Origin of the sequence: Microbacterium sp. SL62 (assembly GCF_026672635.1) — a bacterium.
In the GTDB taxonomy this organism is placed as follows: domain Bacteria; phylum Actinomycetota; class Actinomycetes; order Actinomycetales; family Microbacteriaceae; genus Microbacterium; species Microbacterium testaceum_A.
The window spans coordinates 2,700,912-2,724,060 of record NZ_JAPPRM010000001.1; the positions used below are offsets into that span (position 1 = coordinate 2,700,912).

The 23,149-nt window shown below is 70.6% G+C and carries 23 protein-coding genes; 13 read left to right on the forward strand and 10 right to left on the reverse strand.

The window, feature by feature from the left end; all coding sequences use genetic code 11:
- Positions 1 to 349: 349 nt before the first annotated feature.
- From OVA26_RS12910 to OVA26_RS12925, 4 genes are read left to right on the forward strand one after another with little or no spacing between them, the layout of a single operon-like run.
- Positions 350 to 1,375, forward strand: a complete 1,026-nt coding sequence (locus tag OVA26_RS12910) for an FUSC family protein (RefSeq protein WP_268104336.1) — start codon at positions 350 to 352, stop codon at positions 1,373 to 1,375.
- A gap of 7 nt (positions 1,376 to 1,382) precedes the next feature.
- A complete protein-coding gene (locus tag OVA26_RS12915) occupies positions 1,383 to 1,868 on the forward strand; it encodes a hypothetical protein (protein WP_268104337.1) in 486 nt (161 codons plus the stop codon).
- Between the two features lie 15 nt (positions 1,869 to 1,883).
- Positions 1,884 to 2,717 carry a ribokinase gene (locus tag OVA26_RS12920; protein ID WP_268104927.1) on the forward strand — a complete coding sequence of 278 codons (834 nt, stop codon included), beginning with the start codon at positions 1,884 to 1,886 and terminating at the stop codon, positions 2,715 to 2,717.
- Entirely contained in the window at positions 2,714 to 3,637 is a 924-nt protein-coding gene (locus OVA26_RS12925) for a nucleoside hydrolase (RefSeq protein ID WP_268104338.1), read from the forward strand. Before OVA26_RS12920 ends, OVA26_RS12925 begins: the two co-directional genes overlap by 4 nt.
- A 9-nt stretch (positions 3,638 to 3,646) precedes the next feature.
- On the opposite strand, the gene OVA26_RS12930 is transcribed toward OVA26_RS12925, so the two are convergent.
- The 5 genes from OVA26_RS12930 to nrdH form a co-directional block, all read right to left on the reverse strand.
- Positions 3,647 to 3,811 carry a hypothetical protein gene (locus OVA26_RS12930; RefSeq protein ID WP_156371668.1) on the reverse strand — a complete coding sequence of 55 codons (165 nt, stop codon included), beginning with the start codon at positions 3,809 to 3,811 and terminating at the stop codon, positions 3,647 to 3,649.
- A gap of 109 nt (positions 3,812 to 3,920) precedes the next feature.
- Positions 3,921 to 4,895: a class 1b ribonucleoside-diphosphate reductase subunit beta gene (gene nrdF, locus OVA26_RS12935; protein WP_074696716.1), complete on the reverse strand. Its 975-nt coding sequence runs from the start codon at positions 4,893 to 4,895 to the stop codon at positions 3,921 to 3,923.
- Between the two features lie 38 nt (positions 4,896 to 4,933).
- Positions 4,934 to 7,090 (reverse strand): class 1b ribonucleoside-diphosphate reductase subunit alpha, encoded by a 2,157-nt coding sequence (gene nrdE, locus OVA26_RS12940; RefSeq protein WP_056228978.1) that lies wholly within the window; start codon positions 7,088 to 7,090, stop codon positions 4,934 to 4,936.
- Complete coding sequence (gene nrdI / locus OVA26_RS12945) at positions 7,072 to 7,512, reverse strand: class Ib ribonucleoside-diphosphate reductase assembly flavoprotein NrdI (RefSeq protein ID WP_056228982.1); 441 nt, start codon at positions 7,510 to 7,512, stop codon at positions 7,072 to 7,074. Before nrdI ends, nrdE begins: the two co-directional genes overlap by 19 nt.
- A 28-nt stretch (positions 7,513 to 7,540) precedes the next feature.
- Positions 7,541 to 7,774 carry a glutaredoxin-like protein NrdH gene (gene nrdH, locus OVA26_RS12950; protein ID WP_056228987.1) on the reverse strand — a complete coding sequence of 78 codons (234 nt, stop codon included), beginning with the start codon at positions 7,772 to 7,774 and terminating at the stop codon, positions 7,541 to 7,543.
- A 386-nt stretch (positions 7,775 to 8,160) separates the two neighbouring features.
- Here nrdH and OVA26_RS12955 point away from each other — a divergent pair, with 386 nt between their 5' ends.
- Positions 8,161 to 9,366 carry an MFS transporter gene (locus tag OVA26_RS12955; RefSeq protein WP_056228990.1) on the forward strand — a complete coding sequence of 402 codons (1,206 nt, stop codon included), beginning with the start codon at positions 8,161 to 8,163 and terminating at the stop codon, positions 9,364 to 9,366.
- Between the two features lie 49 nt (positions 9,367 to 9,415).
- Here the strand turns inward: OVA26_RS12955 and OVA26_RS12960 are convergent, their stop codons facing one another.
- Positions 9,416 to 9,820 (reverse strand): pilus assembly protein CpaE, encoded by a 405-nt coding sequence (locus OVA26_RS12960; RefSeq protein WP_074696714.1) that lies wholly within the window; start codon positions 9,818 to 9,820, stop codon positions 9,416 to 9,418.
- A gap of 72 nt (positions 9,821 to 9,892) precedes the next feature.
- Between OVA26_RS12960 and OVA26_RS12965 the strand changes: the two genes are divergently transcribed.
- The 6 genes from OVA26_RS12965 to OVA26_RS12990 all read left to right on the forward strand — a co-directional run bounded on the left by OVA26_RS12965 (position 9,893) and on the right by OVA26_RS12990 (position 15,046).
- Complete coding sequence (locus tag OVA26_RS12965) at positions 9,893 to 10,645, forward strand: alpha/beta fold hydrolase (protein WP_268104340.1); 753 nt, start codon at positions 9,893 to 9,895, stop codon at positions 10,643 to 10,645.
- 73 nt (positions 10,646 to 10,718) lie between these two features.
- Positions 10,719 to 11,879 carry an acyl-CoA dehydrogenase family protein gene (locus OVA26_RS12970; protein ID WP_268104341.1) on the forward strand — a complete coding sequence of 387 codons (1,161 nt, stop codon included), beginning with the start codon at positions 10,719 to 10,721 and terminating at the stop codon, positions 11,877 to 11,879.
- The gene (locus OVA26_RS12975; protein ID WP_268104343.1) at positions 11,879 to 13,153 is read left to right on the forward strand and encodes a DUF445 domain-containing protein; all 1,275 of its coding nucleotides are present in this window, start codon (positions 11,879 to 11,881) and stop codon (positions 13,151 to 13,153) included. Before OVA26_RS12970 ends, OVA26_RS12975 begins: the two co-directional genes overlap by 1 nt.
- Positions 13,154 to 13,230: 77 nt before the next feature.
- Entirely contained in the window at positions 13,231 to 13,581 is a 351-nt protein-coding gene (locus tag OVA26_RS12980) for a gamma-glutamylcyclotransferase family protein (RefSeq protein ID WP_056229800.1), read from the forward strand.
- Entirely contained in the window at positions 13,578 to 14,585 is a 1,008-nt protein-coding gene (locus tag OVA26_RS12985; protein ID WP_081349878.1) for an arginase family protein, read from the forward strand. Before OVA26_RS12980 ends, OVA26_RS12985 begins: the two co-directional genes overlap by 4 nt.
- A complete protein-coding gene (locus OVA26_RS12990) occupies positions 14,582 to 15,046 on the forward strand; it encodes a SixA phosphatase family protein (protein ID WP_268104345.1) in 465 nt (154 codons plus the stop codon). The genes OVA26_RS12985 and OVA26_RS12990 overlap by 4 nt, the downstream gene beginning before the upstream one ends.
- 31 nt (positions 15,047 to 15,077) lie before the next feature.
- Here the strand turns inward: OVA26_RS12990 and hutI are convergent, their stop codons facing one another.
- The 3 genes from hutI to hutH all read right to left on the reverse strand — a co-directional run bounded on the left by hutI (position 15,078) and on the right by hutH (position 19,791).
- Entirely contained in the window at positions 15,078 to 16,253 is a 1,176-nt protein-coding gene (gene hutI, locus OVA26_RS12995; protein WP_442786074.1) for an imidazolonepropionase, read from the reverse strand.
- A 155-nt stretch (positions 16,254 to 16,408) separates the two neighbouring features.
- Positions 16,409 to 18,193, reverse strand: coding sequence for a urocanate hydratase (locus OVA26_RS13000; protein WP_268104347.1), 1,785 nt, complete (start codon positions 18,191 to 18,193; stop codon positions 16,409 to 16,411).
- Between the two features lie 29 nt (positions 18,194 to 18,222).
- Positions 18,223 to 19,791, reverse strand: a complete 1,569-nt coding sequence (gene hutH, locus OVA26_RS13005; protein WP_268104348.1) for a histidine ammonia-lyase — start codon at positions 19,789 to 19,791, stop codon at positions 18,223 to 18,225.
- Between the two features lie 61 nt (positions 19,792 to 19,852).
- On the opposite strand from hutH, the gene OVA26_RS13010 reads away from it, so the two are divergent.
- On the forward strand, positions 19,853 to 20,626 hold the full coding sequence (locus OVA26_RS13010; RefSeq protein ID WP_268104349.1) for an IclR family transcriptional regulator: 774 nt from the start codon (positions 19,853 to 19,855) through the stop codon (positions 20,624 to 20,626).
- Positions 20,627 to 20,660: 34 nt separating this feature from the next.
- Here OVA26_RS13010 and OVA26_RS13015 read toward each other — a convergent pair whose 3' ends face one another.
- Positions 20,661 to 21,659 (reverse strand): LacI family DNA-binding transcriptional regulator, encoded by a 999-nt coding sequence (locus tag OVA26_RS13015; RefSeq protein ID WP_268104350.1) that lies wholly within the window; start codon positions 21,657 to 21,659, stop codon positions 20,661 to 20,663.
- A 250-nt stretch (positions 21,660 to 21,909) separates the two neighbouring features.
- Between OVA26_RS13015 and OVA26_RS13020 the strand changes: the two genes are divergently transcribed.
- Positions 21,910 to 23,148, forward strand: a complete 1,239-nt coding sequence (locus OVA26_RS13020) for a sugar ABC transporter substrate-binding protein (RefSeq protein WP_268104352.1) — start codon at positions 21,910 to 21,912, stop codon at positions 23,146 to 23,148.
- The last annotated feature ends 1 nt before the right edge of the window (position 23,149 follow it).

The window sequence follows — 23,149 nt, forward strand, 5'->3', positions numbered from 1 at the left end:
CCCACCCTACGGAAAGGCCTCCCCGCTCACCGGCGCACCGTTCGACGTCGAAAGGTCATTCGATCGGCTGATCGTCCCCGTCGAGAGTCGGATCCGACGTGGACCCCTCGGCCGCGGTAGACGTGTCGGGCTCCGGGCCAGGCTCGATCGGGGGCTTCTCACGTTCGGCATCCATCTCCCCACCCCATCAGATCGAGGGAGGGATGCCACTCCCTTGACGCCGCGGAACACTCTCGCGCATCCGCCCGAGGCGCGTGAGCCCCTCGCCCAGCCCGGATGCGTCGCGGCCCCGCTGCGCCCGTCCCGCAAGACGGACGGCGGCCGCAATCGCGAAGCGTAGGCTGAGGGGGTGGCGGAATCCCGGGGACGCGTGTGGACCGGGGTCATCCGCGTGGGGCCGCACCGCGGGGATCACCGCGTCGCCGTCCGCGCCGTGCTGAGTGTCGGCATCCCGCTCCTCGTACTTCTGGCACTCGGCCGGCTCGACCTCAGCGTGTACGCGAGCTTCGGAGCTTTCGCCGCGCTCTACGGGCGGACCGACCTGCCCCGCACACGCGTCCGCATGCAGTCCGTGGCGGGCGCCGTCCTCGTGTCGTGCATGCTCGTCGGCACCGCTCTGTCCGCGCTCGCGACCCCGGCCCTTGCCAGCGTCACCGTCGTCGCCCTGCTCGCGGCGGTCGTCACCCTCTTCGCGTACCGAGCCCAGTGGCATCCGCCCGGCGCCCTCTTCGCCGTCTTCGCCGCGGGAGCCACCGCGAGTTTCCCGGCCACGGCCGAGACGTTCCTCACCGTCATCCTCGTCGGGGGCGCGAGCGTGCTGTGGAGCATGCTCGTGACGACGGTCTTCATCCTCGCGCGCCGCGGTTCGTGGCGACGCCCGGCGCGCACGCGCCCGCCGATCGGCTCGGTGGCGTGGGAGATGACGGCGACCGTCGGCGTCGCAGCCCTCCTCGCGGGAGTGGCCGGAGCCCTCCTGGTGGGCACCCACTGGTACTGGGCGATGGTCGGCGCCGTCGCGGCCGTCGGCGGGGCACACGTCACGGCCCGACTCATCCGCGGCGTGCAGCGGCTCGTCGGGACGTTACTGGGCGTGCTGATCGCCGCGGGTCTTCTCGCCCTCGACCTGCCGCCGTGGGTCGTGCTGTTGGTCGCGGTGGCCCTGCAGGCGGGTGCCGAGCTGTTCGTGGGGCGCAACTACGGCATCGCGATGCTCTTCATCACTCCGCTCGCCCTGCTCATGGTGTCGCTCGCCTCGCCCGTCGCCCCCGAGATGCTGCTGCGCGACCGCGTGATCGAGACGGTCATCGGTGTCGCCGTCGGAACGATCGTCGCCATCGTGTCTGCGGGGCTGCGACGCCGATCCGCGAGAAGCTGAGCCCGACATGGACACCGATCGACAGCGCCGTCTCTCCACCGACACCGCCGAACGCATCAGCGCGGGCTGCTACGGCGCCCTCGTCTCGGCATCCACCCTCATTGGTCTCGGCGAAGCCGACCTGAGCGACGTGATCCTCGTGGTCGCGCTGACGAACGTCGTGTATTTCGCCACCCACGTCTTCGCGTACACGCTCGGCGACACCTCGGCCGACCGGCCGTCGAAGATCTTCCGCCACCACATGCGGGTGAGCGCGCCCATGGTGTCGGTGACTTTCCTGCCCCTGCTGGTGGTGGTTCTGCTCGTCGCCTCCGGAGTGGGCCTCGCCACCGCCCTGCTGTGGGGCGTGGGCGTGGCCATGACCTACCTCGTGGTCGTCGCCACCGCCGGCGCGCGCCTGCGCGGCTACTCTCCCCTCGTCGTCGTGATCACCGCCGTGGGGGCGGCTCTCGTCTCGGCGCTGCTCATCGTCGCGAAGCTCCTGCTTCACTGACCGGAAGGCTTCCTCATCACTGCTCAGCTCACCGTCGTCGGCGCGATCAACGTCGACCTCACCGCTCGCGTCCGGCGCTCCCCCGGCCCCGGCGAAACGGTCGCCGACGGCGTCCTCGACCGCGGCCCGGGCGGCAAAGGCGCGAACCAGGCGGTCGCCGCTGCCCGCCTCGGCGCCGACGTCCGGCTCATCGGCGCCGTCGGCGATGACGCCGAGGGCCACGGCATCCGGGACCGCTTCGCATCGATCGGAGTCGATGCCTCGGGCGTGCAGACCGCGGATGCCGCGACCGGCACCGCCCTGATCGTCGTCGACGCGACGGGCGAGAACTCGATCGTCGTCTGCGCCGGGGCGAACGCCGCGATCGACGCGGACGCGCTCGGCATCGAACCGGGAGCGGCGGTGCTGCTGCAGTTGGAGGTGTCGGATGCCGTGGTCTCGGCCGCCGCACGCGCAGCCGGGTTCCTCGCGGTCAATGCCGCCCCCGCCCGCCCGCTTCCGGCCGACGTCCTCGAGCGGTGTGATCTCGTGATCGTCAACGAGACCGAGTACGCGCAGTTGCCCGAGGTGCACGACGTGCCCCTGCTGTGCGTCACGCTGGGCGCCGAGGGCGCGCGACTCTCCCGCCGGGGCGAGCTCGTCGCCTCGGCGGCCGGGGTGCCGACCACCGTCCGCAACACCGTCGGCGCAGGAGACGCGTTCTGCGCGGCCCTCGTCGTCGGGCTTCTTCGCGGCGACGACGAAGCCGATGCCCTCGCGCGCGCCTGCGCGGTGGGCTCGGCCGCCGTGGCCGACGACGCCTCGCAACCGGCACTCGCCGCCCTCGACACGTACGGAGTCCCCGCATGAGCCGCCGCCCGATCCTCGTCGACTGCGATACCGGCATCGACGACGCCCTCGCCCTCGCGTACCTGCTGGCCGAGCCCTCGGTCGAGGTCGTGGGCGTGACGACCGTTTCGGGGAACACGGATGCCGCCCGCGCGGCCGCCAACACCCTGTCGCTGTTCGAGCTCGCCGGCGAGGACGACATCCCGGTCGCGATCGGCGCCCATGATTTCCGCGCCCGCGCGTACGCCGGGGGTGCGCCGCACGTGCACGGGGACGACGGCCTCGGCGGCATCGCGCTGAGCGCCGCGGCCCGCGCGCACGATGCCCGCGCGGCGGTCGAGCTCATCGACCACCTGGCGTCGCGGCATCCGGACCTCACCGTCCTCGCCCTGGGGCCCCTGACGAACCTCGCGGCCTACGCCGAGGCACCGGGAGTCGCCCTGTTCGACCACCTCGTCGTCATGGGCGGCGCCTTCGCCCACTCGGGGAACGTCACGGCGTGGGCAGAGGCGAACATCCACAACGACCCCGAGGCCGCGGCGGTGGTCTTCGCGCAGGACTGGGACACCACCCTCGTCCCCCTCGACGTCACGATGACGCAGACCCTGGATGCCGCCGACCTCGTGCGTCTCGAGGCGATCCCGGGTGCCGTGCCGCAGGCGCTCGCGCGGATGCTGCCGCACTACCTCGACTTCTACGCCGGGGTCTTCCCCGACCGGCGCTGCGCGCTGCACGACCCGCTCGCCGCGATGGTGGCCGCGGGGGCGCTGCGCGGCGTCAGCGTCGCGTCGGGCCACGTCGACGTGCGGCTCGAACGCGGCGAACGCGGGCGGACGGTGTCGAGCAGCGGATCCGAGACGCAGCGCTGGATCCGCGCCATGGAGGGCTCGGCGGCCGAGGTGCTGCTGGAGCGGCTCGAGTCGCGGGAGTGGCCCGCCTGAGGCTTCGCTCTAGCGGCGGCGGCGTTTCAGCCACGCCGTGAACCGCGACGTGTGGTGGTCGGTGAACTCGTTCGCGAGCCGGAACGCCTCGTCGCCGATGTCGGCGCCCGCGTTGATGGCCTCGATCGAGCGGAGGGCTCGCTGTTCCTGATCGTCGTGCTCGTCGTCGGCCATGGTGTCCAGGGTACGAGCGTCGGCCGGGGTCAGCGCCGGCGACGGCGGAGGGAACGACGAAGCCCGCCCTCGCGCGATGCGGGGCGGGCTTCGTCGTGGGCGTCGGGACTCAGAAGTCCCAGTCGTCGTCCTCGGTCGCCTCGGCCTTGCCGATGACGTACGACGAGCCCGAGCCACTGAAGAAGTCGTGGTTCTCGTCGGCGTTCGGCGACAGGGCCGAGAGGATCGCGGGGTTCACGTTCGTGACCGACGCGGGGAACATCGCCTCGTAGCCGAGGTTCATCAGCGCCTTGTTCGCGTTGTAGTGAAGGAACTTCTTCACGTCTTCGCTCAGTCCGACCGAGTCGTACAGGCTCTGCGTGTAGCCCACCTCGTTGTCGTAGAGCTCGTACATCAGCGAGAACGTGTAGTCCTTGATGTCGTCGCGACGGGCCTGGTCGACCGTCTCGAGACCGCGCTGGAACTTGTAGCCGATGTAATACCCGTGCACGGCCTCGTCGCGGATGATGAGGCGGATCAGGTCGGCCGTGTTGGTGAGCTTGGCGCGGCTCGACCAGTGCATCGGCAGGTAGAAGCCCGAGTAGAACAGGAACGACTCGAGCAGGGTCGAGGCGACCTTGCGCTTGAGCGGGTCGTCGCCACGGTAGTAGTCCATGACGATGCGCGCCTTCTTCTGAAGGAACTCGTTCTCGGTCGACCAGCGGAACGCCTCGTCGATCTCTTTCGTCGAGCACAGCGTCGAGAAGATCGACGAGTAGCTCTTCGCGTGCACCGACTCCATGAACGCGATGTTCGTGTAGACGGCCTCCTCGTGCGGGGTGATCGCATCGGGGATGAGCGAGACGGCGCCGACCGTGCCTTGGATCGTGTCGAGGAGCGTGAGCCCCGTGAACACGCGCATCGTGAGCGTCTGCTCCTCGGGGGTGAGCGTGTTCCACGACTGGATGTCGTTCGACAGCGGCACCTTCTCGGGCAGCCAGAAGTTGTTCACGAGACGGTTCCAGACCTCGAGGTCCTTGTCGTCCTGGATGCGGTTCCAGTTGATGGCCTGCACGTGGTTCAGCAACTGCAGCTTCTCAGCCATGTCGTTCCTGTGTCCTTGATCGATGGGTGGTCAGCGGGTCAGAGCATGCACGAGACGCACTCGGTCATGTCGGTGCCCTCGAGCGCCAGCTGACGCAGACGGATGTAGTAGATGGTCTTGATGCCCTTGCGCCACGCGTAGATCTGCGCCTTGTTGATGTCGCGGGTGGTGACGGTGTCCTTGAAGAACAGCGTCAGCGACAGGCCCTGGTCGACGTGCTGCGTCGCGGCGGCGTACGTGTCGATGACCTTCTCGTAGCCGATCTCGTACGCGTCCTGGTAGTACTCCAGGTTCTCGTTCGTCATGAACGGAGCCGGGTAGTAGACGCGACCGAGCTTGCCTTCCTTGCGGATCTCGATCTTCGAGGCGATCGGGTGGATCGAGCTCGTGGAGTTGTTGATGTACGAGATCGAGCCGGTCGGGGGTACGGCCTGCAGGTTCTGGTTGTAGATACCGTGCGCCTGGATCGAGGCCTTCAGCTCGCGCCAGTCGTCCTGCGTGGGGATCTGGACCCCGGCGAAGAGCTCCTTCGCCTTGGCCGTCTGCGGCTCCCACACCTGGTCGGTGTACTTGTCGAAGAACTCGCCCGATGCGTAGGTGGAGTTCTCGAAGCCGTCGAAGGCCGTGCCGCGCTCGATCGCGAGGCGGTTCGAGGCCCGCAGCGCGTGGAACAGCACCGTGTAGAAGTAGATGTTCGTGAAGTCGATGCCCTCTTCGGAGCCGTAGTAGACGTGCTCACGAGCGAGGTAACCGTGCAGGTTCATCTGGCCGAGGCCGATGGCGTGCGAACGGTCGTTGCCGTCTTCGATCGAGCGCACCGAGGCGATGTGGCTCTGCACGCTGACCGCGGTGAGGGCCCGGATCGCGGTCTCGACCGTGAGGCCGAGGTCGCCGCCGTCCATCGCGAGGGCGATGTTCATCGACCCGAGGTTGCAGGAGATGTCCTTGCCGATGGTGTCGTACGAGAGGTCCTCGTTGTACGTGGTCGGCGTGTTGACCTGCAGGATCTCGGAGCACAGGTTCGACATGTTGATGCGACCGGCGATCGGGTTGGCCTTGTTCACCGTGTCCTCGAACATGATGTACGGGTAGCCCGACTCGAACTGGATCTCGGCGAGGGTCTGGAAGAACTCGCGCGCGTTGATCTTCGTCTTCTTGATGCGCGGGTCGTCGACCATCTCGCGGTACTTCTCGGTGACCGAGATGTCGCCGAACGGCTTGCCGTAGACCTTCTCGACGTCATACGGCGAGAAGAGGTACATGTCCTCGCCGTTCTTCGCGAGCTCGAAGGTGATGTCGGGGATGACGACACCCAGCGACAGCGTCTTGATGCGGATCTTCTCGTCGGCGTTCTCGCGCTTGGTGTCAAGGAAGCGGAGGATGTCGGGGTGGTGGGCGTTGAGGTACACCGCGCCGGCGCCCTGACGCGCGCCGAGCTGGTTGGCGTAGCTGAAGCTGTCTTCGAGGAGCTTCATGACGGGGATGATGCCCGACGACTGGTTCTCGATCTGCTTGATCGGCGCACCCGCTTCGCGGATGTTCGACAGCAGCAGGGCCACGCCGCCGCCGCGCTTGGACAGCTGCAGCGCCGAGTTGATGCCGCGGGCGATCGACTCCATGTTGTCTTCGATGCGGAGCAGGAAGCACGACACGAGCTCGCCGCGCTGCGCCTTGCCCGCGTTGAGGAACGTGGGGGTGGCCGGCTGGAAGCGGCCCGAGATGATCTCGTCGACGAGCTGGACGGCCAGACGGGGGTCGCCGTCGGCGAGGGCGAGCGCGGTCATGACGACGCGGTCCTCGAAGCGCTCGAGGTAGCGCTTTCCGTCGAAGGTCTTGAGCGTGTAGCTCGTGTAGTACTTGAAGGCGCCGAGGAAGGTCTCGAAGCGGAACTTCGCGCCGTAGGCGCGGTCGTTGAGCTCCTGGATGAAGTCCATCGAGTACTTCTCGAGCACGGTGGGCTCGTAGTACTCCTTCTCGACGAGGTAGTCGAGGCGCTCCTTGAGCGAGTGGAAGAACACCGTGTTCTGGTTGACGTGCTGCAGGAAGTACTCCCGCGCCGCCCGCTTGTCGGCGTCGAACTGGATCTTGCCGTCGGCGTCGTACAGGTTCAGCATCGCGTTGAGGGCGTGGTAATCCATTCCCTCGAATCGCGCCTCGGTCTTGAAGTCCACGTCGGTCAGCTCAACTTCCACCATCGTTCCAATCCCTCGGTGACCCGCTCGACGTCGTCGGGCGTGCCGAATACTTCCAGCCGGTACAGGTGCGGCACGGCGCACTTGCGGCTGATGATGTCGCCGGCGAGGCAGAAGGCATCGCCGAAATTCGTGTTCCCCGCGGAGATGACCCCGCGGATGTTGCGTCGGTTCCGCTCCTCGTTGAGGAACCGGATGACCTGCTTGGGGACCGCGCCCTTCTCGACGCCCCGGCCGGCACCCCCACCGTATGTGGGGGTGACCAGCACGAAGGGTTCGTCGACGTGGAGGGGCGGATCGGTCGGCCGCAGCGGAATGCGCACGGCCCGCTTGCCGAGCTTCTCGATGAAACGCGCGGTGTTGCCCGACACGCTCGAGAAGTAGACCAGCAGCGGAGCCTCGGTCGCCGACAGGACAGTGCTCATGACGGTGGTCTGAGAGCCTGTCGCCGGATCAGGCGAGGCGCGAAGCGAGCTCGTCGATCTTGTCGGGGCGGAAGCCCGACCAGTGGTCCTCGTCGGTGACGACGACGGGTGCCTGAAGGTACCCGAGCGACTTGACCTGCTCGAGCGCCGTCGGGTCTTCGGACAGGTCGAGCACGTTGTACTCGATGCCCTTCGAGTCGAGTGCGCGGTAGGTCGCGGTGCACTGGACGCAGGACGGCTTGGTGTAGACCGTGATCGCCATGTCGTTCTCTCTCTCCCCTGGAAAAACTGTGTCCGGGCGGGCAGGGCCAGCCGGGACCTCAATACTACATATGGGGACGGACATCGGAAGGCACCACAAGGGGTAGTAGTTACATCAGTGTGATTTTCCACCGTCTCTCCCCATGTACAACACAGGTTGTCCACGATTTCATCCACAGATCGACCCCCTTCCCGGGTGTTGTTAACAGGCGCGATTCCGCGGTTCTCGCGGCTCCGCTCGATGTCTGTCCACAGGTCGGACGCTAGACGGGGGTTCCGACATTGCACAGGCGAGTGAAAACGTCCGTGGGCGTGTCGCGGCGTGTCGCGACGCGGCGGACGGACGGGGCCTCGGCGCATGTCGGAGGTCGGCTGTAGCGTTATCCGGTGGCCGGCTACCGCGAACTCCTTCGAACCCCAGGCGTGGGGCGCATCATCGCCGCGCAGTTGACGGCGCGTTTCCCCAACGGCATGACCAGCCTCGCCGTGCTCCTGCACATCGAGCACGTCACCGGTTCGTACGGCGCCGCCGGCCTCGTCCTTGCCGCCACGAGCATCGGCCAGGCCGTCGCCGGCCCCGTCACCAGCCGCTGGATGGGCATCTGGGGCATGCGCCGCGTGCTCACCGTCACGCTCCTCGTGTGCGCGGCGGCGATCGCGACCCTCGCCCTCATCGAGATGCCGCTCCCCCTCTACATGGTGCTCGGCCTCATCGCCGGCCTTTCCACCCCGCCCGTGCAGTCGGCGGTCCGCACCATCTACCCCAAGATGGTCAACTCCCAGCGGCTCACCCCGCTGTACTCGCTCGACGCCTCGTTGCAAGAGATCATCTGGGTCCTCGCACCGGTGCTCATCACCCTCGTGGCGACGCAGATCGGCACCGTCCCGGGTCTGCTCCTCGTCGTGGTCATCCTCCTCGGCGGGGGCGCGTGGTTCATCCTCAGCCCCGAGGTCGGCCGCGTGCGCATCCCGCGCAGCCGCCGCGGGCTCGGTCGCGTCCTGGCGAAACCGCCGGTCATCCTCGCCACCGCCACCGGGTTCCTCCTGATCGGCGCGTGCTCGGCGGTCGAGGCGGGCGTCGTCGCGACCTTCGACCACGGCGGGCTCGAGGCGGGTCTCATCCTCGCCGTCTTCGCCGTCGGCAGTCTCGCCGGTGGCCTGTCGTTCGGCCACATCCCCATCGGCCCCTGGGCGATGGCCCGACGTTTCGCGATCGTCGCCCTCGGGCTCTCTCTCACCGTCTTCTCGCTCAACGCGTGGTGGATCGGTGCGACCCTGCTCGTCGCCGGTGCCGGCATCGCGCCGGCGCTGGCCGTGATGTTCGCCATGACCTCGGCGAGCGTCCGCTTCAGCGAGACGGCCGAGGCCTACGGCTGGATCGGCACGGGTCAGCTCATCGGCGCGGCCGCGGGCTCGGCCGTGGCGGGCTTCCTCGTCGACGGGGTCGGCCCGACCGGCGCGTACGTCGCCGCGGCCGGATTCGCGGTGCTCGGCTTCGTCGTCGCCGCGGTTTTCGTCCGTGGATTCCCCGATCTCCGCCACCGCGACGCGAGCCCCATCCCCGACACCGAACCGGTGCCCACCATCACCTGAGCGGATGCCGGGGCGCGGCATCCCGTGTCGGAACGCCCCGACGGGCGGGTCAGTGCGTGCGTCGCAGCAACTCGAGCACGGCGAGTGCGTACGCATCCGCCGGGGCCGGGTGGTCGAACACCAGCGTCGACCCGCCGATCGAGATCTCGACTTCGTAGGTGTCGGACAGTCGGCGCAGGGACCGGAAGGTCGAGCGCAGCATCTCGCGCAGCTGCGACTCCGACGGCAGCCACAGCGCGTCCTCGGTCGCGACCGAGTCGAGCGCCCATTCCGTCGTGCCGTTGAACGCGAGGATCCGACCCGTGGGGTAGTCGCGCGGCTCCACCGTCATGTCGCTGACGGTGAAGACGTCGGCCTCGAACTCCGGTTCGTCGAGCTGGAAGCGGTCACCGGATCGCGGGTGCCACACCAAGCCGGCCTCGCGCAGGGCCTGGGCCATCTCGGTCGAGATCATGGCATCCATTCTGGGGGCGTTCTGTGACGACGGGTCGGCGGCGCTGCGCGCGGACGGAGCAAGATGGATGCCATGCCCTCTCCCGTGACCCTTCCGCAGCTCGCCTGGGGCGACCCGAACGGACCGCAGGCCCTGCTAGCCCACGGACTCGGCTCCGACGGAGCCCTCATGTGGCGGTACGGCGTCGCGCTGGCCGAGGCGGGGTGGCGCGCCGTCGCCGTCGACCTCCGCGGGCACGGAGACGCACCGCGCACCCTCGACTACCGCCTGTCGGCGTACGCGGCTGATCTGCGCGGGACGACGCCCCCGCGCGGCGGGGCGTGGGACGCGGTCGTCGGGCACTCCCTCGGCGGCGCCGCATCGACTCTCGCCGCGTCCGAGAGCCCGGGGTGGACCCGTCGCCTCGTGCTCATCGACCCCGCCATCCTCTTGTCGGAGAAGGACCGCGCGATCGTCCGCGCGAGCCAGGAGCAGTCGTTCGACGACCCGAGCATCGCCGCCGTCCGGGCCGCGCATCCCGACTGGCACCCGATCGATGTCGAGTTGAAGGCACGAGCGACGACGCGCGCGAGCCGGTGGGCCGTCGAGCAGACGAGCCTGCAGAACGCCGTGTGGGACGTGCGCGCGGCGGCGGCCGCGCTGTCGGTGCCGACGCACGTGGTCGGAGCCGATCCGGCGGTGCACTCGATCTTCACGGGCGAGCTCGCGGCCGAGGTCCTCCGCAATCCCGTCGTGACGATGAGCGTCGTCGACGGCGCCGGCCACTCTCCGCATCGCGACCGGCCGGAGGCCGCGGTGGCCGCCGTCCTCGACGCCCTGCGCTGACCCGCGCATACGCGTTTCGCGCCGCGATGCCACCCCGCCCGCGATGTCGGTGGGGCCGAGCAGAATGGATGCCATGACCTCGTTCGATCCGGCTCGGTACCTGCCCGACGACCTGCTCGCGCGCACCCGTGAGCGCGCCGTGGTGCACGACCGCGAGAACACGTTCCCTCATGACGACCTCGACGAGCTGCGGGAGGCCGGGTATCTCGGCATCCTGGTGCCCACCGAACTCGGCGGAGCGGGGCTGAGTCTCGCCGAGGCATCGCTCCTGCAGCAGCGCCTCGCGGGCGCGGCACCGGCAACGGCCCTGGCGGTCAACATGCACCTCGTGTGGACCGGCGTCGCGAAGGTGCTGAGCGATCGCGGGCTCGACGATCTCGCCTTCGTCCAGCGCGGCGCGGCCGCGGGTGAGGTGTTCGCCTTCGGCATCAGCGAGGCGGGCAACGACCTGGTCCTGTTCGGCAGCGACACCGAGGCTCGCCCCGACGGGCGGGGCGGCTACACGTTCACGGGGACGAAGATCTTCACCTCGCTGTCCCCCGTTTGGGACCACCTCGGTGTGCACGGGCTCGACGAGATCTCACCCGAGGGCCCCCGCATGGTGTTCGCGTTCCTCGACCGCAGCGACGACGTCGTCGCCCGCGACGACTGGGACACCCTCGGCATGCGCGGCACGCAGAGCCGTACGACCGAGCTTCGCGGTGCGCACGCTCCCGCCGACCGCGTCATCCGCCGCGTCGTCCCGGGACCCCAGCCCGATCCCCTCGTGTTCGGCATCTTCGCCGTCTTCGAGATCCTGCTGGCCTCCGTCTACACGGGCATCGCGCGGCGGGCCATCGACCTCGCGGTCGAGGCGGCGACCTCGCGCCGGTCTAAGAAGACCGGGACCACTTACGCGAACGACCCCGACATCCGGTGGCGCGTCGCCGATATGGCGCTCGCCTACGACGCGCTCCCGCCGCAGTTGGCCTCGCTCGCCTCCGACGTCGACACCCTCGTCGACCACGGCGCGCGCTGGTTCACCCTGCTGGCGGGCGTGAAGTACCGCGCCGTCGCCATGGCGAAAGAGGTCGTCGACGACGCCATCCTCGTCGGCGGCGGTTCGGCGTACTTCTCGCGCCACGAGCTGAGCCGGTTGTACCGCGACGTCCTCGCCGGCATGTTCCACCCCTCCGACTCCGAGTCGGCGCACTCCACCGCGGCCACGGCCTGGCTCGGGCCGGTGACCGACTGATGGCGCGCACGCCGACCCGGGCGCTGAGCCCGGCCGATCAGGAGCGCCGCCGCGCTCTCCGGGTGATGAAGGGGGTCGCTCTCGGCGCGCTGATCGCGATGGCCCTCGTCTTCGCCGTGTCGTTCTCGCTGCAGCGCGAGGTCGAGTGGCTGCAGTACGTCCGCGCGGCGGCCGAGGGCGGCATGGTGGGCGCCCTGGCCGACTGGTTCGCTGTCACCGCGCTGTTCCGGCACCCGCTGGGCCTTCCCATCCCGCACACGGCGATCATCCCGCGACGAAAAGACGAGATCGGGCGCCAGCTGGGCGAGTTCGTCGAGACGAACTTCCTCGAGGGCGACGTCGTGCGCACGAAGCTCGAGTCCACGCCCCTCTCGGCGCGAGCCGGGGCCTGGCTCGCCGATCCCGCACACGCCGACCGCGTGGCCGCCGAGGGCGCGACGCTCGCGTCGAGCGTCCTCACCGCACTGAGTGACGACGACGTGCAGGGTCTCATCGAAGACCTCGCCCGCGAACACCTCCTCTCCCCCGACTGGGGCCCCTCAATCGGTGGATGGCTCGAACGCGTCGTCGGCTCGGGTGCTCACCACGGCGCCGTGGATCTCGCCCTCGACAACATCGCGGTCTGGCTCGGCAACAACCGCGACACGTTCCAGGGGCTGGTCTCGCGTCGACTCCCGGCCTGGGTGCCCAGCATGGCCGCACGGCTCGTCGACGACACCGTGTACCGCGAGGCCGTGCAGTTCGTCGACGCGGTGCGCGCCGATCCTCGGCACCAGGCGCGGGGTGCGATCGACGGTTATCTCGGGCGACTGGCCGACAGCCTTCAGCATGACCCGGCGACGATGGTGCGTCTCGAGGAGGCGAAGGCAGCGGTCTTCGACAGCCCGCGGGTGCGGCAGTTGGCGGCCGATGCCTGGAACACCGCTAAGGCCGGCCTCCTGCGTTCGCTCGCCGACCCCGAGAGCGCCCTGCGTCGCCGCGCCTCCGCCGCCCTCGCCGAGGTCGGCGTCCGCCTGCAGCGCGACGAGGCCCTGCAGAAGAGGGTCGACGGCTGGGTCACCGATGCGGCGGTGTTCGTCGTGGGGCGGTACCGGCACGACATCGCGTCGATCATCACCGACACGGTCGAACGCTGGGACGCCGAAGAGACCACCGAGAAGATCGAGCTCATGGTCGGGCGCGACCTGCAGTACATCCGTCTGAACGGCACGATCGTCGGTGCTCTCGCGGGCCTGGTCATCTTCACGGTCGCCCACCTGGTGTGGGGATCATGACGGTTCGCGCACTCGCTGGCCGAAACCTCTCGCGTCGCGCCGCCCCTCGCCGCCGCCGCGTGAGTAGCCTGGTGCGCGTGAGCGACGGTTCGGGCACGGAGTCCCTCTTCACCTACGGGACGCTGCAGCTGCCCGAGGTGCAGCTCGACACCTTCGGTCACCGCGTCGAGGGCGCAGAAGACGCCCTGGCCGGCTATCGCCTCGAGTGGACCGACATCGCCGACGAAGGGGTTGCGCGCCTGTCCGGCCTCGACCGGCACCCGATCCTGCGCCGCACCGACGACCCGCGCGACCGCGTGTTCGGACGCGTGCTGCGCGTGACGCCCGAAGAACTCGACGCCGCCGACGAGTACGAGGTCTCGCTCTACCGCCGTGCCTCCGTCGTCCTGGCCAGCGGCATCCGCGCCTGGGTCTACGTGGCCGCATGAGCGCCCTGTCCGTCGACCCGCTCTGGCCGCGCGCCGGGGACTGGCCCGCCCCCGATGAGAAGACGGCGCCGGATGCCGTCCTGCTCGGGATCCCCGCGTGGCGCACGTCCCTCTCCCCGACCGGCGCGGGCGAAACACCGGCGGCCGTGCGCGAGGCTCTCCGGCGCTTCTCGCCGACGGTGCTCGGCCCCCCGCCTCTCGATCTCACCGCCGCACTGACCATCGCGGACGCCGGTGACGTCGACGACCCCGACGGGCGTGACGGCGAGGCGCGCGTGCGCGCAGCCGTGGCGGCGCTCTCGGCGGCCCGTCTGGTGATCGCCCTCGGCGGGGACAACTCCGCCACCTACGGTGTCGCTCAGGGACGCGGAGTCGGGGGTCTGATCACCCTCGACGCGCACTTCGATCTCCGCGACGGAGAGTCGAACGGCTCCCCCGTGCGGCGACTCATCGCCGACGGTCTCGACCCGCGCCGCATCGTTCAGATCGGCATCGCCGACTTCGCGAATTCGGCGGCGTACGCGCAGCGCGCTCTCGACGCGGGCATCACCGTCATCACGCTCGACGAGGTGCGTCGCCGCGGCATCGACGAGGTCGTCGCCGAGGCGCTGCGCATCGCCCGCGGCACGGGCGTATCGCCGGCGAACGGACCCGTGGAGTGGGCGGACGGCCACGCGGTCGCGTCCCCGACCGATGACCCGACGACCCGGACCTCCGCCCCCGCGCCGGGCCATGCCGCGGCAGCGGCCTCCGGCATCCACCTCGACATCGATGTGGACGTGTGCGACCGCTCGGTCGCCCCGGGCTGCCCCGCGAGCGTCCCGGGCGGACTCGCCGCCTGGGAGTTGCGCGCCCTCGCGCGCGGGTTGGCCCGAGACCCCGGCGTGACGAGCGCCGACATCGTCGAGGTGGATGCCACGGCAGACACTCCCGACGCCCGCACCGTGCGACTGGCCGCGCTGTGCGTTCTGGAGCTCCTGGCAGGAATGGCGGAAAGACGATGATCCAATTGGTTCTGGCGCGGCATGCGAAGTCGGACTGGGCCGACGAGGGGCTCGACGACCACGACCGTCCGCTCAACGACCGCGGCCGACGCGATGCACCGGCGATGGCCCGGACCGTCGTGCGCAAGGGCGTCCGCCCCGAGGTCGTGATCTCGAGCACGGCGCTGCGCGCCCGAGAGACCGCCGAGGCGTTCGCTCGCGCGTTCGATGCCGAGGTCGTCGAGCACGCCGAGCTCTATCTCGCCGAGCCCGCGCAGCTGCTCGCCTCCGCGCGCGCCGCGGGAGTCGACGAGGTGATGGTGGTCGCTCACGACCCCGGGATGAGCGCCCTCGTGTCGCGCCTGGCCGATCGCGACGAACGCATGGTCACGTGCGCGGTGGCGATCTTCACGTGGCACGAGGGAACGTGGGACGACGTCGACGCCACCCCTCCCGACGAGTTCGAGCTGCTGACGCCCTGAGGCCGGCCGCCCGCCGTCCGCCCGCCCTGTCTCAGACCTCGGCCCCGTCCTTCCAGACGGTCCGCACGAGGGGCACACCCGGCCGATAGGCCAGGTGCACGCGCGTCGGGGCCTCGAGCAGCACGAGGTCGGCGCGCGCGCCGGGATGGATCACGCCCACATCCGTGCGCCGCAGTGCCCGTGCGCCGCCCGCGGTGGCGGCCCACACCGCCTCGGCGGGCGTCATCCCCATCTCGCGTACGGCGAGGGCGATCATGAGCGGCATCGAGCTGGTGAAACTCGATCCCGGGTTGCAGTCGCTCGCGAGCGCGACCGTCACTCCCGCGTCGAGAAGGCGCCGCGCGTCGGGGTACGGCTGGCGCGTCGAGAACTCCACCCCCGGCAGCAGGGTCGCGACGGTGTCGGATGCGGCGAGCGCGGCCACATCCGCATCCGAGACGAACGTGCAGTGATCGACGGAGGCGGCATCCAGGGACACAGCGAGTGCCACCCCGTCTCCCGCGCCGAGTTGGTTTCCGTGCACCCGGATGCCGAGCCCCTTCGCCCGACCCGCCTCGAGCACGCGCCGACTCTGGGCGGCCGTGAACGCGCCGGTCTCGCAGAAGACGTCGACCCAGCGGACGAGCGGTGACACGGCGTCGAGCATCTCGCCCACCACGAGGTCGATGTACTCATCCGCGCGCCCGGCGAACTCGGGCGCGACGACGTGAGCCCCGAGGAAGGTGACCTCGTCGGTGACCTCCGCGGCGAGTCGCGCGAGCCGCAGCTCGGTCTCGACGTCGAGGCCGTAGCCCGTCTTGATCTCGAGCGTCGTCGTCCCCTGCGCGCGACACTCGGCGACGAGGGAGCGCAGGCGCTTGCGGAGTTCGTCGTCGGGGGCGGACCGTGTCGCGGCGACGGTGGTGCGGATCCCTCCCGCCGCGTACCGCTTCCCCTCCATCCGCGCTGCGAACTCCTCGGCCCGATCGCCGCCGAAGACGAGGTGCGTGTGGCTGTCGACGAATCCGGGGATCACGGCGCGACCGCCGGCATCGATCACCTCGATCCTCGCGTCGGCGGTGAGGCCCGCGGCATCCGGAACTTCGGTCGTCAGCCCCGTCCACTCCACGCGCCCCGCGCGCACGAGGACCGCCGCGTCGCGCAGCGTTCCGTACGGGTCGCCCGCGGCGGAGACGTTGGTGGTGAGCTCGCCGATGTTCGTCAGCAGGAACGCGCGTCCGGCTCCGTCGGCCCCCGCGTCCCCACCGGTCCGCTCCGAAGCACTCACCGCGTCGGCACCGGTCAGCGCGGAAGCGCTCACCACATCGGCACCGGTCAGCGCGGAAGCGCTCACCACATCGGCACCGGTCAGCGCGGAAGCGCTCACCACATCGGCACCGTCAGGCCGCGCTCGGCCGCCACTTCGCGAGCGCGGTCGTAGCCGGCGTCCACGTGGCGCATGACTCCGGTGCCGGGGTCGTTGACGAGCACGCGGGCGAGCTTCTCGGCGGCGAGCTCGGTGCCGTCGGCGACGCACACCTGTCCCGCGTGGATGCTGCGGCCGATCCCCACCCCGCCGCCGTGGTGGATCGACACCCACGACGCTCCGCTCGCGGTGTTCAGCAGCGCGTTGAGCAGGGGCCAGTCGGCGATGGCGTCCGAGCCGTCGGCCATGGCTTCGGTCTCGCGGTAGGGCGAGGCGACGGATCCCGCGTCGAGGTGGTCGCGGCCGATCACGATGGGTCCCGCCAGCTCGCCCGAGGCCACCATCTCGTTGAACTTCAGGCCCGCCAGGTGGCGTTCCTGGTAGCCGAGCCAGCAGATGCGCGCGGGCAGGCCCTCGACCTGCACCTGCTTTCCCGCCTTGTCGAGCCAGCGGTGCAGGGCTGCGTCCTCCGGGAAGAGTTCGGCGACGGCCCGGTCGGTCTTGGCGATGTCTTCGGGGTCTCCCGAGAGCGCGACCCAGCGGAACGGTCCCTTGCCCTCGGCGAACAGCGGGCGGATATACGCGGGCACGAAGCCCGGGAACGCGAACGCCCGGTCGTACCCGCCGAGCTCCGCCTCGCGGCGGATCGAGTTGCCGTAGTCGAACACCGCCGCCCCGGCATCCTGGAATCCCACCATCGCCTTCACGTGGGACGCCATGCTCTCGCGCGCCCGGCGGGTGAAGTCCTCGGGGTCACGGGCGGCTTCGGCCTGCCACTGATCGAGCGAGACGCCGACCGGCAGGTACGACAGCGGGTCGTGCGCACTGGTCTGATCGGTGACGATGTCGATCCGGATGCCGCGGGCCAGAAGCTCCGGGAACACCTCGGCCGCGTTGCCCTCGACGCCGACCGACAGCGCCTCACCCGCCTCGCGTGCCGCGCTCACCCGTTCTATGGCCGCGTCGAGATCGGGAGCGACCTCGTCGAGGTAGCCGTGGGCGACGCGGCGGTTGAGACGCGTGCGGTCGACGTCGACGATGAGCACCGCTCCGCCGTTCATCGTGACGGCGAGCGGCTGCGCCCCGCCCATGCCGCCGCACCCGGCAGTGAGGGTGAGGGTGCCGGCGAGCGACTCGCGGCCGAGCGAGGTGGCGACGGCCGCGAACGTCTCGTACGTACCCTGCAGAATGCCCTGCGTGCCGATGTAGATCCACGACCCGGCCGTCATCTGCCCGTACATCGTGAGCCCCAGCTCTTCGAGTCTGCGGAACTCGGGCCACGTCGCCCAGTCGCCCACGAGGTTCGAGTTCGCGATGAGCACGCGCGGCGCCCACTCGTGCGTGCGGAATACGCCCACCGGCTTGCCCGACTGCACGAGCAGGGTCTCGTCGGGCTCGAGCTCTTCGAGCGTGCGCACGATCGCGTCGTACGCCTCCCACGACCGCGCCGCCCTGCCCGTGCCGCCGTAGACGACCAGGTCGTCGGGACGCTCGGCGACCTCGGGGTCGAGGTTGTTCATGAGCATCCGCTTGGCGGCCTCGGCGCCCCAGCTCTTCGCGGTGCGCTCGGAGCCGCGCGCCGCGCGGATCGGAGAGCGGCGAGCGGATGCCGGGACCCCGGCGGTCGTTGCGGCTGCGGCCTCCGTGACCAGTCCTGCGGCCGTGACGACTTCCGGTGCCGGGGCGGCGGCTTCGGGCGTCGTGTCGACCGGTGCCGTGCCGGTCGTGGTGGTGTCGGTCATGGCGGATCTCCTTCGATCGGGGCGCGAGGTCAGGCGGTGTGTACGGGAGTGGAGGGCGTGTGGGCGGCGTCCGTCTGCGCGAGCGCGGCCAGCGCCACCGCGCCCGAGGCGACGAGGTCGGTGACCGCCTCGATCTCGGGCGAGACGAAGCGGTCGGGGCCGGGGCCCTCGACACGCGTACGGACGAGGTCGCGCACGGCGCCGGTGGCCGCCGCGGGCTGGAGGGGAGCGCGCAGGTCGAGGGCACGGCATCCGGTCAGCACTTCGATCGCGAGCACGCGGGCGAGTCCGTCGATCGCGCGACGGAGCTTGCGGGCACCCGCCCACCCCATCGAGACGTGGTCCTCCTGCATGGCGCTCGAGGGGATCGAGTCGACCGAGGCGGGGGCGGCGAGTCGCTTGAGCTCCGACACGATTCCCGCGGCGGCGTACTGCGCGATCATCAGGCCCGAGTCGACCCCCACCTCGTCGGCGAGGAAGGGCGGCAGCCCGTTGCTCCGCGCGACGTCGAGCGCGCGGTCGGTGCGGCGCTCCGACATCGAGGCGACGTCGGCGACCGCGATCGCGAGGAAGTCGAGCACGTACGCGACGGGGGCGCCGTGGAAATTGCCGTTCGACTCGACGCGCCCGTCGACGGTGACGACGGGGTTGTCGACGGCGGATGCCAGCTCGCGCTCGGCGACCTGCGCCGCGTGGGCCATCGTGTCGCGCGCGGCGCCGTGCACCTGGGGCGCGCAGCGCAGGGAGTAGGCATCCTGCACGCGCGTGCACTCGGGCCCGCGGTGGCTCGCGACGATGGGCGAACCGGCGAGGAACGAGCGGAGGTTCGCCGCGGATGCCGCCTGGCCGACCTGCGGGCGGAGCGCCATCAGGTCGGCCGCGAACACGGCATCCGTCCCCAACTGCGACTCGATCGAGATCGCTGCCGAGACGTCGGCCGTGGTGAGCAGCATCTCGAGGTCGTGCAGGGCCAGCAGCAGCATGCCGAGCATGCCGTCGGTGCCGTTGATGAGGGCGAGGCCCTCCTTCTCGCGCAGGGCGACCGGGGCGATCCCCGCGGCGCCGAGCGCGTCGGCGGCGGATCGCAGATCACCGGCGGCATCGCGCACCTCCCCCTCGCCCATCACCGCGAGGGCCACGTGCGACAGCGGAGCGAGGTCGCCCGAGCAGCCGAGCGAGCCGTACTCGCGCACGACCGGGGTGATCCCGGCGTTCAGCAGGGCGGCGTAGGTCTCGACGACGACCGGTCGCACGCCGGTTCGGCCGGTCGCGAGGGTCTGCAGGCGCAGCAGCATGAGGGCGCGCACGACCTCGCGCTCCACCTCGGAGCCGGTGCCCGCGGCGTGCGAGCGGATGAGGCTCGCCTGCAGCTGGGCGCGCCGGTCCTCGGCGATGAAGGTCGTCGCCAGCGCACCGAAGCCGGTCGAGATGCCGTAATGCGGCTGCGGGTCGTCGGCGAGCGCCTCGATGAGAGCGCGCGTGTCGGCCACGCGCTGCAGAGCGTCGTCGTCCACCGTCACCCGCGCGTCGTGTCGCGCGACGGCGACGACGTCCTGAGGGGTGAGGGGCTGGGATCCGACGGTGACGCTCGCGTTCATACGCCGATTCCATCGTGCGCACTGTCGCGCGACGACCGGGTTCTGGCATCCTGTGTCTGTCATGCCAGACAATCCCCGCCCGCAGGTCCCCGCCGCCGATCAGACGCTGCGAATCCTCTCGCTGCTCGCGCGCCAGCCCGGCCCGATGGCCGCGCAGTCGATCTCCACGACCCTCGGCATCCCCCGTTCGAGCGTCTACCACCTGCTCGCCACCCTCGAGCAGCACGGCTACGTCGTGCACCTGCCCGGCGACCGCCGCTGGGGCCTCGGCACCGCGGCGTTCGAGCTCGGCGGCGGCTACGCCCGGCAGCAACCCCTCGCCCGCCTCGGCCGGCCGCTGCTCGCGGGGCTCTCCGACCGGGTCGGCGAATCCGCACACCTCGCCGTGCTGGCCGGACGCGACGTGCTGTACATCGTCGAAGAGCGCGCTCCGCGCCGCCCCGCGCTCGTGACCGACGTGGGCGTGCGCCTGCCCGCGCACCTCACCGCGACGGGTCGGGCGATGCTCGCGGCGCTTCCTCGCGAACAGGTGCGGGCGTTGTTCCCGGATGCCACGGCCCTCACCCAGCGCCACGGCGCGGGCCCCGCGACCCCGCGCGAGCTGCGCGAGGTGCTCCGACTCGTGCGGGCCGACGGCCACGCGAGCGAGAACGGCGAGGTCACGCCCGGATTCCGCTCCGTCGCCGCTGCGGTGCTGGATCACGCCGGGTGGCCCGCCGCGGCCGTGGCGATCACGTGGCCGGCCGACGGCCCGCCGCGCGATGCCGCGGCACTGGCGTCAGCGGCATCCGGAACCGCCGCCGAGCTCGCCCGTCGCATCGGCCGGCACGCCTGACGCGGGTGCCGCCCCGGCGCACCACCGCAGCGCGTCAGCGCACGACCAGCCGCGGCTCCACCAGCACGTGCGCCGCCCCCGCCGTCGGGGCGCGGGGGGCGACGACCGTGCCGTTCTCGCCCATGAGCAGGTCGAGGGCTCCGGATGCCACCTTTTCGGGCAACTGCTCGACGCTCGAGAGGCCGAGCGCCTCCACCGCGGGGGTGTTGTCGAAGCCGATGACCGTGATGTCGGGGCGGCCGGCGAGGGTGACGGCGAGGTGCGCGCCGATCGCGAGCGAATCGCTCGCGCACACGATGCCCGTCACTCCCGGGTCGGCGGCGAGCCCCGCGGCGACGACGTCGCGCGCGGCCGAGACGTTCTCTTCGACGACCCACCGCGGTCCCGAAGCCGCGCTCTCGCGCCAGCCGCGTTCGCGTTCGTCGCCGGTGCCGGATCCGCCCGGCCAGCCGAGGAAGGCGATCTGCGAAGAACCCTGACCGAGCAGGTGCGCGGTCGCGGCGCTCGTGCCGGCCGCTCCGTCCACATCGACCCAGAGGTGCGCGGGGGCTTCGACGTCGTCCTCGCCCCACGGCCGTCCGAACGACACGAACGGCAGGGCGCGCTCGAGCAGCCACCCCGTGCGCGGGTCGCCGTGGAAGGTGCCGGTGATGACGACGGCATCGACCTCTCCCCCCTCGAGCAGGTCGCCGAGGCGCGCGATCTCCTCTTCGGGGGTGCGCGCGGCGTACAGCAGCACGCGCATGTCGCGCTCGCCCGCGCGTTCGGTGAGGGCGTGCACGAAGCGGTCGAGCACGACGCCCGAGATCCCCCCGGCATACGGATCGAGATGGATGCCGATGGTGGAACTCCGACGCGTGCGCAGGCGGCGCGCGGCGGCGTGCGGGCGGTATCCGAGCTCGGCGATCGCGGCTTCGACGCGCAGGCGGGTGGCCTCGCGCACGATGTCGGGGGTGTTCACGACGTTCGAGACGGTCTGCCGCGAGACGCCGGCGACGCGTGCGACGTCGTCGACGGTGGGCGCCTTCGCCATGCCTCGTCTCCCCCGTGCCGTGGCCGGTGCCCAGCGGCATCCGGTTCTTCCGATCCTTCGACGCCTGCGCGTTCCGCGATGACGCGCACGCAGGCCTGATGTTCAGACCGACAGCCTAAGCGGGCGAGCAACCGCTTGACAGGAAACACCGCCGTTCCTTACCGTAGTCGAACCGTCATTTGAACGATCCAAAGAGACGGCCCTCCGAGCACCCGGAGGGGTCGCATGCCTCATCGAAGGAGAGAGACACATGACACGGCACACCGCCCGGAACTGGCTCGCCGCCGGCGCACTACTCGCCACCGGAGCGCTCACGCTCACCGCGTGCGGCTCGGGCTTCAACGACACCCCCGGCGAGTCCCAAGCCTCGGGCTCGGGCACGCTGAGCATCCTCATCGGCTCCTCGGGCGACGCCGAGACCAAGGCCGTCACCGACGCCGTCGCCGCCTGGAGCCAGCAGTCGGGCGTGCAGGCGGAGGTCCAGACCGCCAACGACCTCCCCCAGCAGCTCTCGCAGGGCTTCGCCGCCGGCTCGCCGCCGGACCTCTTCTACCTCGCCCCCGAGGCCCTCGCCGGCTACGCGGCGAACGGCTCGATCGCCGCGTACGGCGACGACCTGGCGAACAAGGATGACTTCTACCCCTCGCTCGTCGACAATTTCACCGTCGACGAGAAGTTCTTCTGCGCACCCAAGGACTTCTCGACCCTGGCCCTCATCATCAACACCGACCTTTGGTCGGCGGCAGGGCTCACGGATGCCGACGTGCCCACGACCTGGGACCAGTTGGCATCCGTCGCTCAGAAGCTCACCACCGACGGCCGCGTCGGTCTCGCGTTCGGCGCCGAGTACCAGCGCGTGGGCGCCTTCATGGCCGAGGCCGGCGGCGGGCTCGTCACCGACGGCAAGGCCACGGCCGACAGCTCGGCCAACGTCGAGGCGCTGAACTACGTCAAGACGCACCTCAACGACGGCACCTTCGCCTTCGCGTCCGATGTGGGCGCGGGTTGGGGCGGCGAGGCGTTCGGCACCCAGAAGGCCGCGATGGTCATCGAGGGCAACTGGATCACCGGCGCACTGTCGGCCGACTACCCCGGCGTGAAGTACAAGGTCGCCGAGCTGCCCGCGGGCCCCGGCGGCAAGGGCACGCTGCAGTTCACCAACTGCTGGGGCATGGCCGCCGACAGCGGCAACCAGGAGCAGGCACGCTCGCTCGTCGAGTTCCTGACCTCGACCGACCAGCAGCTGGCGTTCTCGAAGGCCTTCGGCCCGATGCCCTCGATCCAGTCGGCCGCCGACGCGTGGAGCTCCGCGAACCCCGACCTCACGGCGTTCCTCTCCGGTGCCGAGTACGCGCAGTTCCCGCCGAACATGGCCGGCGCCGCCGACGTCATCACCGACTTCAACGCTCAGCTGGAGTCCCTGAAGACCGGTGACCCGCAGGCGCTGCTCAAGACGGCGCAATCCAACCTCGAGGCCATCACCAAGTAAC